The 12,229-nt window shown below is 72.0% G+C and carries 11 protein-coding genes; 4 read left to right on the forward strand and 7 right to left on the reverse strand.

What is annotated here, in order from left to right; translation table 11 throughout:
* Positions 1-9: 9 nt before the first annotated feature.
* A complete protein-coding gene (locus tag AB0C27_RS24430; RefSeq protein ID WP_357847753.1) occupies positions 10-1,470 on the reverse strand; it encodes a benzaldehyde dehydrogenase in 1,461 nt (486 codons plus the stop codon).
* A 103-nt stretch (positions 1,471-1,573) separates the two neighbouring features.
* On the opposite strand from AB0C27_RS24430, the gene AB0C27_RS24435 reads away from it, so the two are divergent.
* Positions 1,574-2,347, forward strand: coding sequence for an IclR family transcriptional regulator C-terminal domain-containing protein (locus AB0C27_RS24435; protein WP_357847755.1), 774 nt, complete (start codon positions 1,574-1,576; stop codon positions 2,345-2,347).
* Positions 2,348-2,399: 52 nt separating this feature from the next.
* Here the strand turns inward: AB0C27_RS24435 and AB0C27_RS24440 are convergent, their stop codons facing one another.
* Positions 2,400-3,248 carry a bifunctional methylenetetrahydrofolate dehydrogenase/methenyltetrahydrofolate cyclohydrolase gene (locus AB0C27_RS24440; RefSeq protein ID WP_346110575.1) on the reverse strand — a complete coding sequence of 283 codons (849 nt, stop codon included), beginning with the start codon at positions 3,246-3,248 and terminating at the stop codon, positions 2,400-2,402.
* Positions 3,249-3,778: 530 nt separating this feature from the next.
* Between AB0C27_RS24440 and AB0C27_RS24445 the strand changes: the two genes are divergently transcribed.
* Positions 3,779-4,822, forward strand: a complete 1,044-nt coding sequence (locus AB0C27_RS24445; RefSeq protein WP_357847757.1) for an ROK family protein — start codon at positions 3,779-3,781, stop codon at positions 4,820-4,822.
* Positions 4,823-4,959: 137 nt separating this feature from the next.
* On the opposite strand, the gene AB0C27_RS24450 is transcribed toward AB0C27_RS24445, so the two are convergent.
* From AB0C27_RS24450 to purN, 3 genes are all read right to left on the reverse strand, one after another.
* On the reverse strand, positions 4,960-5,148 hold the full coding sequence (locus AB0C27_RS24450; RefSeq protein WP_346110577.1) for a hypothetical protein: 189 nt from the start codon (positions 5,146-5,148) through the stop codon (positions 4,960-4,962).
* Between the two features lie 298 nt (positions 5,149-5,446).
* Positions 5,447-6,997: a bifunctional phosphoribosylaminoimidazolecarboxamide formyltransferase/IMP cyclohydrolase gene (gene purH / locus AB0C27_RS24455; RefSeq protein WP_357847760.1), complete on the reverse strand. Its 1,551-nt coding sequence runs from the start codon at positions 6,995-6,997 to the stop codon at positions 5,447-5,449.
* Positions 6,994-7,623: a phosphoribosylglycinamide formyltransferase gene (gene purN, locus AB0C27_RS24460; protein WP_357847762.1), complete on the reverse strand. Its 630-nt coding sequence runs from the start codon at positions 7,621-7,623 to the stop codon at positions 6,994-6,996. Before purN ends, purH begins: the two co-directional genes overlap by 4 nt.
* Positions 7,624-7,766: 143 nt before the next feature.
* Between purN and AB0C27_RS24465 the strand changes: the two genes are divergently transcribed.
* Entirely contained in the window at positions 7,767-8,117 is a 351-nt protein-coding gene (locus AB0C27_RS24465; protein WP_357847764.1) for a hypothetical protein, read from the forward strand.
* 85 nt (positions 8,118-8,202) lie between these two features.
* Here the strand turns inward: AB0C27_RS24465 and AB0C27_RS24470 are convergent, their stop codons facing one another.
* On the reverse strand, positions 8,203-9,411 hold the full coding sequence (locus AB0C27_RS24470; protein ID WP_357847766.1) for an epoxide hydrolase family protein: 1,209 nt from the start codon (positions 9,409-9,411) through the stop codon (positions 8,203-8,205).
* A gap of 61 nt (positions 9,412-9,472) precedes the next feature.
* Here AB0C27_RS24470 and AB0C27_RS24475 point away from each other — a divergent pair, with 61 nt between their 5' ends.
* Positions 9,473-10,432: a YafY family protein gene (locus AB0C27_RS24475; protein ID WP_357847768.1), complete on the forward strand. Its 960-nt coding sequence runs from the start codon at positions 9,473-9,475 to the stop codon at positions 10,430-10,432.
* Between the two features lie 14 nt (positions 10,433-10,446).
* On the opposite strand, the gene AB0C27_RS24480 is transcribed toward AB0C27_RS24475, so the two are convergent.
* A complete protein-coding gene (locus AB0C27_RS24480; protein WP_357847770.1) occupies positions 10,447-12,081 on the reverse strand; it encodes a DUF6350 family protein in 1,635 nt (544 codons plus the stop codon).
* Positions 12,082-12,229 lie beyond the last annotated feature (148 nt).

Genomic DNA, 12,229 nt, shown 5'->3' on the forward strand with positions numbered 1-12,229 from the left:
TCGTGCTGATCAGAACGGGTAGGCCGCGATGTCGCCCTGCATCGTGACCCACTGCGTCTCGGTGAAGGCGTCCACGTTGGCCCCCGTCCCGCCGAACCTGCTCCCCGTCCCCGACGCCCCCACCCCGCCGAAGGGAGCCACCGCCTCGTCGTCCACCGTCTGGTCGTTGATGTGCACGATGCCCGTCGGCACCAGGTCCGCTAGGGCCATGCCCTTCATCACGTCCCTGGTCAGGATGCCGAGCGACAGGCCGTACTCCGAGTCGGCCGCCAGGGCCGCCGCCTCCTCCAGGGTGGAGAACGTGGTCACCGGCGCCACCGGCCCGAACACCTCCTCCGCGTACGCGGGCGCCGCGACCGGCACCTCCGCCAGCACCGTGGGCCGGTAGAACAGCCCCTCGAACGTCCCTCCCGTGGCCAGCCGGGCCCCGGCCGCCACGCTCTCGGTGACCAGCCGGTGCACCCGGTCGCGCTGGTGGGCGTCGATGAGCGGGCCGAGCGCGACCTGTCCCGTGGCCGGGTCGCCGACGGGCAGGCCGTCGGCCTTGGCGGCCAGGCGTTCCACGTACTCCTCCGCCACGGCCTCGTGCACGAGGTGCCGTCCCGAGGTCATGCAGATCTGGCCCTGGTGGAAGAACGTCGCCCACGCGCCCGCCGACGCCGCCAGGCCGAGGTCGGCGTCGTCGAAGATCACCAGAGCGGAGTTGCCGCCCAGCTCCAGGTGCACCCGCTTGAGCAGGCGCGCTCCCGCCTCGCCGACCTTGCGGCCCGCCGCCGTGGAGCCGGTGAACGAGATCACCGGGATGTTCGGGTCGGCCACCACGGCCTGCCCGGCCTCGGCGCCGCCGGGCAGCACGTGCAGCAGGCCAGGGGGCAGTCCGGCCTCCTCGAAGACGCGGGCGATGGCGTACCCGCCGCAGACGGCGGTGCGCTGGTCCGGCTTGAAGACGACCGCGTTCCCGAGCGCCAGGGCCGGGGCGACCGACCTGATGCCGAGGATCAGCGGGAAGTTGAACGGGGCGATCACCCCCACGACGCCGACCGGCACCCGGCGCGCGAAGCTGAGCCGCTTGCGTGAGGTGGGCAGCACCTCGCCGAGCGGCTGCGAGGCCAGCGCCGCCGCCTCGTAGCACTCCTGCGCAGCCACGTGCGTCTCGAAGCCCGCCTTGCCCGGCACGCCGCCGGACTCGCGCACGATCCAGTCCTGGATCTCCTGCGCGTGCTCCTCGAACAGCCGCCCGGCGCGCCGCAGCAGCGCGGCCCGCTCCTCGTACGGCGTCGCGGCCCACGCCCGCTGCTCCTGCCTGGCGCGCAGGGCGGCGGCGGCCACGTCCTCGGCGCCCGCCGTTCCCGCGCGGCCGAGTTCTTCGCCCGTCGCGGGCTCGACCACGGGCGCGTCACCGGCGCGCGAGACCGTCCAGCTTCCGTCGAAGATCGAGCCCGTCCAGACCTTGGGGTCCAGGAACGTCATGATGAGCTCCTACTTGTTCGCGATGCGCACATGTATTCTCTGACCGAACAGCCCCGTATCGCGGAACCTACGCTCCTGCCGGCTCCTGTCAAGGGGGATCAGCATGGTCGATCACGTGCAGTCGCTGGCGCGCGGCCTCGCGGTGATCCGGGCGTTCAGCGCCGCGGAGCCTGAGCTGACGCTCAGCCAGGTCGCCCGCGCGACCGGGCTCAGCAGGGCCGCGGCCAGAAGGTTCCTGCTCACGCTCACCGACCTCGGGTACGTGCGCAGCGACGGGCGGCTGTTCGCGCTCACGCCGCGGGTGCTGGAGCTGGGCTACGCCTACCTGTCCAGCCTGTCGCTGCCCGAGGTGGCCGACCCGCACCTCGAACGGCTGGCCGCCGAGGTGGGCGAATCCGCCTCGGTGGCGGTGCTCGACGGGGAGGACGTGGTGTACGTGGCGCGGGTGGCCACGGCCCGGATCATGCGGGTCACGATCAGCATCGGCACCCGGTTTCCCGCGTACTGCACCTCGATGGGCCGGGTGCTGCTGGCCGCGCTGCCGCCGGAGGCGCTGGACACCTACCTGGGGCGGGCCGAGCTGCGGCGTCTCACCTCCCACACCATCGTCCTGCCCGCGGCGCTGCGGACCGAGCTGGACGAGGTGCGGGGGCGCGGGTGGGCGATGGTGGACCAGGAGCTGGAGGAGGGGCTGCGCTCGATCGCGGCGCCCATTCGCGATCGAGCGGGGCGGACGGTGGCCGCGGTGAACGTGTCGACGCACGCCACGCGGACGAGCTTGCAGGCGGCCCGGCGCGACCTGTTACCGCCCCTGCTGGCCACAGCCACCAAGATCGAGACCGACCTGTCCTCCCTCACCTCCGCCACCCGCTCATGACCGGCTCCCCTGAGCCGCGCCCGCTCGCCGGAACGCCATGGCAGCCCGGGTGTCAGAGGCGGTTTTCTGCGGCCTCGACCACGTTGGACAGGAGCAGGGCGCGGGTCATCGGCCCGACGCCGCCCGGGTTGGGCGTGAGGTGGCCGGCCACCTCCTCGACGTCGAGCGCCACGTCACCGGCGATCTTGCCGTCCACGCGGGAGACCCCGACGTCGAGCACCGCCGCCCCCGGCTTGATCATGTCGCGCTTGATGAGCTCGGGCACGCCGGCCGCCGCGACCACGATGTCGGCGCGGCGCACGTGAGCGGCCAGGTCTTGGGTGCCGGTGTGGCAGAGGGTCACGGTGGCGTTTTCGCTGCGGCGGGTCAGCAGCAGCCCCAGCGAACGCCCCACGGTGATGCCCCGGCCCACCACGACCACCTCCGCGCCCTTGATCGGCACGCCGTATTCCTGGAGGAGCAGCACGATGCCGTGCGGGGTGCAGGGCAGCGGCGCGTCGACCATGTGGACGAGCCGGCCCAGGTTGACCGGGTGCAGGCCGTCGGCGTCCTTCGCCGGGTCGATGCGCTCAAGCAGGGCCATCGTGTCGAGGTGCTTGGGCAGTGGCAGCTGCACGATGTAGCCGGTGCACGCGGGCGAGGCGTTGAGCTCGTCGATGGCCGCCTCGACGTCGGCCTGGGCGGCGGTGGCGGGCAGGTCGACGCGAAGGGAGGCGATGCCCACCTCGGCGCAGTCACGGTGCTTGCCGGCCACGTAGATCTGGCTGCCGGGGTCGTCGCCCACGAGCACGGTGCCCAGGCCCGGGGTGATGCCGCGTTCCTTGAGCGCGGCGACCCGCCTCTTGAGGTCTTCCTTGATCTTGGCGGCGGTGGCCTTGCCATCGAGTTTCACTGCGCTCATGCCGCAATCCTTCCATGCCGCTCCCGCTCCTCCGCACCGGCGGGGCATCGTGCCGTACGGAAGCCGCACAACACCCACCATCGCCCAGTTATCCACAGAGGCCAGGCAGTCCACCCCGAGTTATCCACAGCCCCATGCTGACATCGTTGTCATTGATCTTGGAAGGGCCTAAAGTTACGCATGCCCCAGCAACCACCTGCCCCCACCCTCACGACCCGGGAGAGCGCCATCCCACACCTCGACACGGAGCCCGTCGCCCACCCCCGCGAACCGAGCGGCCCCGCCCACCGTCTCCGGCCGAGAGCGCGACGGACGTCCGGCCCGCGCGCCACACGACGGACGGCCTTCCCGCGAGCCACGCAACGGCCCGGCTTCCCGCAAGGCCCGGACCAGATGGACTTCCCGCGTGCCACACGATGCGTGATCCCGGCTCACCGGCTGGATGATCCGCGCGCCGGGAAATCGAGACCCGTGCCCGGCCTGGAGCACCCTGGCGATTCCCGCCGGCCCGACGACCAGCGCGGAAACCGATGACCTGCGTACTCGCCATCGACATCGGAGGGACCAAGCTCGCCGCCGCACTGGTGGACGAGGCGGGCTCCATCCTGCGTTCCGACACCCGGCCGACGCCGCGTTCCGACGTGATGTCCGCTCTGACCGCCCTCATCAAGGAGGTGATGGACGACGGTCCCCCGCCTCTGGCCGCCGGCATCGGCTGCGCGGGCCCGGTCGACCTCGCCGCCGGCACCGTCAGCCCGGTCAACATGCCGAGCTGGCGCGGGTTCCCGCTGCGTCGTGAGGTACGCGAGCTGACCGGCCTGCCCACCGTGCTGGCGGGCGACGCGCAGTGCTTCGCCCTCGGGGAACACTGGCTGGGCGCCGGCCGCGACTGCGCCTCGCTGCTGGGCGTCGTCGTGTCGACCGGCATCGGCGGCGGCCTGGTGATCGACGGCGTCCCGCTGCTGGGCCCCACCGGAAACGCCGGACATGTCGGCCACATGAGCATCGACCCGTACGGCGAGCGCTGCGAATGCGGCGGCCGCGGCTGCGTCGAGCGCTACTCCAGCGGCCCCAACATGACCCGCTGGGCCCTGGAAAACGGCTGGACCCCCGGCAGCGCTTCGGGCTCCAACGGCACCGCCTCCCGCACTGCCGGTGCCGGCCCCGGCACCGCTTCGGGCCCCAGCGGCACCGGCCCGGGCATCACTGGCGCCGACTCCGGCGCCACCGCCCAGGCTCCCCACGGCACCCCCGCGAAAGCGGACGCGCGGGCGCTCGCGCAGGACGCCGCGGCGGGCGACCCCATCGCGGTGGCCGCCTTCGAACGCGGCGCCCGGGCACTGGCCGGCATGATCGCCTCCACCGCGGCCGCCGTCGAGATCAACGCGGTGGTCATCGGCGGCGGCGTCTCGGCCGCGGGCAAGGTGCTCTTCGAACCGCTGGAGCAGGCTCTCGACGACGTCGCCGGCCTGCCCTTCGTCAAGGCGGTCCAGGTCAGGCAGAGCACTTTGGGCGTACGCGCCAGCCTGGCCGGCGCGGCTCACCTGGCCTGGCACCCACCACCCACGAGCTGACCGCGTCCATCCGGCCCACGAGACGCGGCACCCATTCCGGCAACCCGCCCGCAGGAACCGGGCCCGACCTGAGGGCGCACGCCAGGACCTGAGGGCATGGGCCTGCACCTGCGGGCGTGCGCTGGACTCGGAAAGGGTCAGGCGTCGCGTTCGGCGGCGGCGGCCTGGGCCTCGCGGCGCTCGATGATGCGGCGGGTGTAAGGAATGAGCTCCACGGCGCGGCTGCCGAGGTAAGCACCGACGAAGGCGAGTGCCACGAGCACGAAGGGGCTGGTGGACAGGCCGTTCAGGGTGACGAATGCCTGCAGGATCGCGTCGAGCGCCATAGGGGTACTCCGAGTGACGGCAACGGGGAGAGGTTCAGAGTAACCGGATGCGATGAGTGCTTGCGGCAAAATGGGATAAGGGCGACATGATCGGCACATGTCGCCCTTATCGCAGTGATCAGCACTTAACGGTGACGATCAGCCACTTGGGCGGCGATCAGGCCCTGAGACGATGATCAACCCTTGGGGCATGATCAACCCTTGAGGCGATGATCGGCCCTCTGCAGGAACGTTCAGCGCTCAAGGGCGTGGCGCCGGTCAGCCCTCTCCAGGAACGATCGGCGCCGATCGCACGTGATCAGTGGAAGAAGTGGCGGGTTCCGGTGAAGTAGAGGGTGATGCCGGCCTTCTGGGCCGCCTCGATGACCTGCTCGTCCCGGATCGAGCCACCAGGCTCCACGATCGCGCGTACGCCGGCCTCCGTCAGCACCTCCAGCCCGTCAGGGAACGGGAAGAACGCGTCGGAAGCCGCCACCGACCCAGAAACCCGCTCCCCCGCCCTGGTGACCGCCAGACGGCACGAGTCGACCCGGTTGACCTGGCCCATGCCCACCCCGACGGTCGCCCCGCCGCTGGCCAGCAGGATGGCGTTGGACTTCACCGAGCGACTGGCCCGCCAGGCGAACTCCAGGTCCGCCAGCAGCTCGGGCGTGGCGGGCGAGCCCGCCTTGAGCTCCCACTGGGCGGCCACGTCGCCGGGCGCGTCGACCCGGTCGACCGTCTGCACGAGCAGGCCGCCGCTGATCTTGCGGAACTCGGTCGGCTCGGCAGGCCCCTCCGGGCACAGCAGCAGGCGCAGGCTCTTCTTGCCGCGCAGCACCTCAAGAGCCTGCGCGTCGTACGCCGGAGCCACCACGACCTCGGTGAACACGTCGAAGATCTGCCTGGCCAGCTCCTCCGTGACCGTCCGGTTGACGGCGATCACGCCGCCGTACGCCGACACCGGGTCGCACGCGTGCGCCTTGCGGTGCGCCTCGGCCACGTCGGCGCCGATCGCGATGCCGCACGGGTTCTGGTGCTTGATGATGGCCACGCACGGCTCGGCGAAGTCCCACGCCGCGCGCCAGGCGGCGTCGGCGTCGAGGTAGTTGTTGTAGGACATCTCCTTACCGTGCAACTGCTCGGCGTTGGCCAGCCCGCCCTCGCCCGCCGCGCCGCCGGTGTAGAGGGCCGCGCGCTGGTGCGGGTTCTCGCCGTAGCGGAGGGTGGCCTTGCGCTGGTACGCCGAACCGGCGAAGGCGGGAAACTCGTCCTCGCCCGCGTACGACCCCGCGAACCAGTTCGCCACGGCCACGTCGTAGGAGGCCGTGTGCGCGTACGCGATGCCCGCCAGCCGCCTGCGCTCGGTCAGCGTGAAGCCGCCCTCGCTCACCGCGTCGAGCACGTCGCCGTAGAAGGCGGGGTCGACCACGACCGCGCAGGTGCTGTGGTTCTTCGCCGCGCCCCTGATCATGGCAGGGCCGCCGATGTCGATCTGCTCGACGCACTCCTCGGCGGAGGCGCCCGAGGCGACGGTCTCCTGGAAGGGGTAGAGGTTGACCACGACCAGCTGGAACGGGTCGATCTCCAGCTCCTCCAGCTGGGCCACGTGGTGCGGCTTGGTGACGTCGGCCAGCAGCCCGGCGTGCACGCGCGGGTGCAGCGTCTTGACCCGCCCGTCCAGGCACTCGGGGAAGCCGGTGAGCTGCTCCACCTTCGTCACCGGGATCCCGTAGGACGAGATGGCGGCCGCCGTGCCGCCGGTCGAGACGATCTCCACCCCGGCGCCGTCGAGGGCTCTGGCCAGCTCCTCAAGCCCGGACTTGTCGTAAACAGCGATCAACGCGCGCCGGATGGCGATGCGAGTCACGTGGATTCCCCTCCTGTGTGGTTGCCGATTCGGACGCTACGTCCGCTGACCGTCCAGCCCTCGCGAGCCATCCGGCCGACGATCTCGACGAGCAGCCGGCGCTCGACCGTCTTGATGCGCTCGTGCAGGACCTTCTCATCGTCGTCGGGGAGCACGGACACCGCCTCCTGCGCCACGATCGGCCCCGTGTCGACGCCCGCGTCGGCCAGCATCACCGTGCATCCGGTCACCTTGACCCCGTGGGCGAGCGCGTCGCGGACGCCATGGGCTCCGGGGAACGACGGCAGCAGCGCCGGGTGGGTGTTCAGCACGGGGAAGGCGTCGAGCGTGGGCGGGCCCAGAATCTTCATGAACCCCGCCGAGATGACGAGGTCCGGCTCGTACGCCGCGATTCGGGCCGCGATGGCGGCATCCCAGTCCGCCCGCGTCGCATAATCGCCCACTTTTTCGACAAATGTCGGGACGCCTGACCTCGATGCTCTGGTCAGCCCTTCGATGCCCTCCCTGTCGGCGCCGACCGCTACCACGCGAGCGCCGTACGACGGGTCGGCAGAAGCGTCCAGCAGGGCCTGTAGGTTGGTTCCAGAGCCGGAGACGAGGACGACGAGCCGCCCAGCCTTAGACACACATACTCCAAAGAGGAAACAGGGTGGGGGTCACAGGGTATCTGTTCCTCGCCCGGCGACGCAGAGGAGGTCAGGTGTCGACACCGGTGAAGGCACCGGCAGGCCAGCAGCCCGCTGACGCAGCGGGCCGCCGAGCGATTTGGTTGTCCATCGCAGCGCTGGCCATGACGTTCATGTTGCCGCTCGCGGGTCTGGTCATGGCGCTGTTCGCGCTGATGGCCGGGGTCCGGGCGCTGCCGCTGCTGAGGGCCGAGGGCAAGCCGACGGGCGTGGCGGTGGGCGGCATCACGGTCTCCTCCATCGCGCTGGCGCTGTCGGCCATGGCCGCGGGCATGCAGCTCTACCTGATGGACGAATACTCCGCCTATCAGGAGTGCCTGAAGGGCGCGGGCACGGTGTCGTCGCAGGGCGAGTGCTTCGCCCAGTTCAGGGAGGCGGCCCAGCGCAAGCTTCCGCCCGACGTCCTGGAGATGCTCGGCGCCATGCAGCCGTAGGCGGCGCGTCCCCTCGCGCCGCCTGTCGTTCCGCCGGCGCCCGACGGCGACTGCTCGCCGCGTCGAGCGTCGCCTGCCACCGGGATCAGCGCACGGTGCGGAAGAACGTGCGCAGGTCGCCGACCAGCAGGTCGGGCGTCTCCAGCGCCGGGAAGTGGCCGCCCCGGTCGAACTCCGACCAGTGGCCGACGGTGTTCGCCGGGTCGGCGAGGGCGCGGATCGTCATGTCCGCCGCGAACACCGCGATCCCCTGCGGCGGCATCGGCACGGACGGCCACCCGGCCTGCTCGGCACCGGACTGGTCGTCGTCGTGCGACGAGGAGGCGGCCATCTCTCGGTAGGCGCGCATGCCTTCGTAAAGAACGCCGGCCGAGGATGCCCCTGACCCGGTGAACCAGTACAGACTCACCTCGGTGAGCAGCCGGTCACGATCCACCGCGTCCTCCGGCAGTTCGGCGGCGGGATCCGTCCATTCCTTGAACTTCTCCACGATCCACGCCAACTGCCCGATCGGCGAGTCGTTCAGCGAGTAGCCCAGCGTCTGCGGGCGGGTGGACTGCAGGTGCAGGTAGCCGAGACCGTCCTCGCGGAAGGCGTTGAAGCGCTCGGCGCGATCCCGGTCCGCGCCGGACAGTCCGTCCAGCTCGATGGACGGCCCGAACGGGTACGGCGAAGGACCGTTGATGTGAGTGGCGACCACCCGGCCGGGGGCGACCATGGGCAGCAGCATGGTCACGCCGCCCCCGACGTCGCCGCCCTGCGCGGCGAACCGCTCGTACCCGAGCCGGGTCATCAGCTCCGCGAACGCGGCGGCCACCCGGAACAGGTTGCCCCAGCCCGGCTCCCGCACCGGGTTGGAGAAGCCGAAGCCGGGCAGCGACGGGATCACGACGTGGAACGCGTCCGCCGGGTCACCGCCGTGCGCGCGGGGGTCGGTCAGCGGCCCGATGACGTCCAGGAAGTCCGCGAACGAGCCCGGCCAGCCGTGGGAGAGGATCAGCGGCAGCGCGTCCGGCTCGGGTGAGCGGACGTGCAGGAAGTGCAGGTCCTGGCCGTCGATCGTGGTCATGAACTGCGGGTATTCGTTCAGCGTCTTCTCCTGCGCGCGCCAGTCGAAGCCGTTCGCCCAGTGGTCCGCCAGGTCCTTGAGGTGGTCCACGGGAACGCCGCGCTCCCAGCCGGCGCCGTGGAGCTGCCGGGGCCAGCGGGCGCGGGTGAGGCGGTCGCGCAGGTCGTCCAGCTCGGCCTGGGGGATGTCGATGTGGAACGGGCGGATGTCCGTGTTGTTCGTCATACCGGAAATGTAGGATCGATACAGGAACCAGCCGTTCCTGTATCAGGGCAGACTGGCAAATATGTCGGACACAGCACAACGACTGCTGCGGCTGCTCTCCTTGTTGCAGACGCCGCGCGACTGGAGCGGGCCCGAGCTGGCCGAGCGGCTCGGCGTCACCGGGCGCACCGTGCGCAACGACGTCGAACGCCTGCGCGGCCTCGGCTATCCGGTGCACGGGATCAGGGGCGTCACCGGCGGATACCGGCTCGGACCCGGCGCGCAGCTGCCACCCCTGCTGCTCGATGACGACGAGGCTGTCGCCGTCGTGGTCGGGCTGCGGGTGGGCGCCACGCAGGGCGCGGTCACCGGCATCGAGGAGGCGGCGCTGCGTGCGCTGACCAAGCTGGAGCAGCTGCTGCCGTCACGGCTTCGGCACCGGGTCAACGGCCTGCGTGCCTCGCTCGTCCCGCTGCCGTACGCGGGCTCCCACGTGGACGCCGAGACGCTCACCGCCATCGCGGCGGCCACGCGCGACCACGAGCGGCTGCGCTTCGACTACGCCGCCCACGACGGATCGGCCACCCGCCGCGAGGTCGAGCCGCACCGGCTCGCGCACAGCCGGGGCCGCTGGTACCTGGTCGGATGGGACGTCGCGAAGTCCGACTGGCGCACGTTCCGGGTGGACCGGATGCGGCTGCGGACGCCGAACGGCCCCCGCTTCACCCCGCGCGAGGACCCCGGCGGCGACCTGGTCGGCCATGTCACCACCGGTCTGGCCACCGCGACCTGGCAGTGCCGGGCGCGGGTGACGGTCCGCGCGCCGGCCCAGCACGTACGCGACCGGCTGCCGTCCGGCGTCCGGGTGGAACCCCTGGGCGACGACGCCTGCGTGGCCGAGGTCGGCTCGGACACGCCGCAACTGCTGGCCTCCTACCTCGGCATGCTCGGCGCCCCCTTCGAGGTCACCGAGCCGCCCGAACTCGTCGCCGAGATCCGCGCCCTGGCCGACCGCTACCGGCGGGCGGTCCCGGCGGACTGAGACACGTCGCCGCGTCAGTCGCGGTCCCAGGCGTAGGGGTCGACGTAGATGACGTGGCCGCCCCGGTCGTCCGACTCGTCCACGATGTCCTTGCGGGGCGGGCGGGCGGCGGGCTCGGGCTCCGGCGGGCGGGGCCGGGCCTGGGCCAGGGTCTCGGCCTCGGCGGACGCGTGCTCGTCCTGCCAGTCGTCCCTGATGACCGGGATCTCCTGGGTGTCGGCCTCGGTGGCGTCCATCCAGTGGCCGGGCAGCGGGCGCGGGTCGGACTCGGCCAGCCCGACCCTGCTGGCCGCCTTGGCGATGGCGGCGCCGGCCTTGCGTACGGGGGCGGCCGCCTTGTCGAGCGGGGTCCTGGCACGTTTGTTGATCAGCAGCAGGTTGGTCACGCCCGCCGAGATGCCGGCCGCCACCCCGACCTCGATCGCGACCGACAGCGCCACCTCCCAGGGCGAGGGCCCGACCGTGGCCAGCCGTCCGCCGCCGATGGGCCCGCCGGACAGCGCCGCCAGCACCCCGGCCACCAGCCCGGTGGACACCCCGCTGATGAACCCCCACAGCGGCGCCGCCTCGTACGACGGCGAGGGCGCGATCCTGGCCACCATCACGCCCGCCACGGCCCCGGCCGCGAACGGCAGCGCGATCACCGCCATCATCCACGCCGGCACGGGCCCGCTCTCCGGCAGCGCCCCCAGCAGCGGCAGGCTCGGCACGGTGCCGAGTTGCACGCCCGTCGGCGCGACCAGGGTCTCGGCGCCGATCGCGAAGCCGGGCCCGGCGATGTAGGAGAAGGCCCAGATGACGGCGTTGAGCAGGTAGAGGAGCTGGACCAGGGCCAGCAGCACCCCGCCGACGAACCCGGGCGCGAGCACGTCGGACAGCTCCTTGACCTGCCCGAAGTTCAGCACGACCGCGACCAGCACCAGCGCCAGCCCGGCCACGAGCAGCACCGCCGTGGCGAGCGCCGTGCCGACGGTCAGCGCCCGCACCCGTTCTGGCAGCAGCCGCAGCATCACCCGCCACGGCCCGATCATGCGCGCGGTGGCCAGCGCGCCGCACAGGAACGCCAGCACGAAGTGGCTGAGCAGCGCCTCGCCGATGAAGGGCTGGGTGATCTCGTTGCCCGCGACGAGCGCGATCAGTCCGGCGAGCAGCGCGTACGGGGCCGCCAGCGACACCCCGGCCTGCATCACCAGCACGAGCTGGGCCCGGCGGCGGGCTCCCGCCTGCTCCTTCGGGCTGTTCTTGGGCAGCCGGGCGGGCAGCCGCAGGCGCAGGTCGGCGTCATTCGCCATCCAGCGGCCCGCGCGGTAGAGCAGCATGGCGGGCAGGATCATCAGCCCGAGCGGCAGCAGCCCGACGCGCCCGCCGGGGATCGCGAACCCGGCGTGGTGGGCGGCCAGCCAGAGCTGCGCCGCCGTTCTGAACACACCCGGCAGGCCGGCGCCCAGCGCGCCGCGTGGCGCGGCGATCCAGCCGACCAGGGTGAGCGTGGTCAGTGCGGCCAGGCCGACGCCGAGGGTGCAGGCGGCGGCCAGCATTCCCGACACCGGCAGCGGCCGCCGTGTCTCGTCGTCGTCGCTCGAGACCCCGGGGAGCTTGCCGAGCACCGACCGGGGGGCGGTACGCAGCTGGTCGAGAATCGCCGTCACAGTAGGCGATTTTCTCAAGCTTTCCCGACCGAAGCTTGGTTGACGCGCCGCCCGCCGCCCACTTTGTGCGCCTCCGCACGGGCTCTGAGGCCGTACGGCGTGTTCCGTCGGACGGTGAGGCAACGCGAAGGGCCCCGCATCGAGCAGG

Origin of the sequence: Nonomuraea sp. NPDC048882, from assembly GCF_040649755.1 — a bacterium.
Classification (GTDB): Bacteria; Actinomycetota; Actinomycetes; order Streptosporangiales; family Streptosporangiaceae; genus Nonomuraea; species Nonomuraea maheshkhaliensis.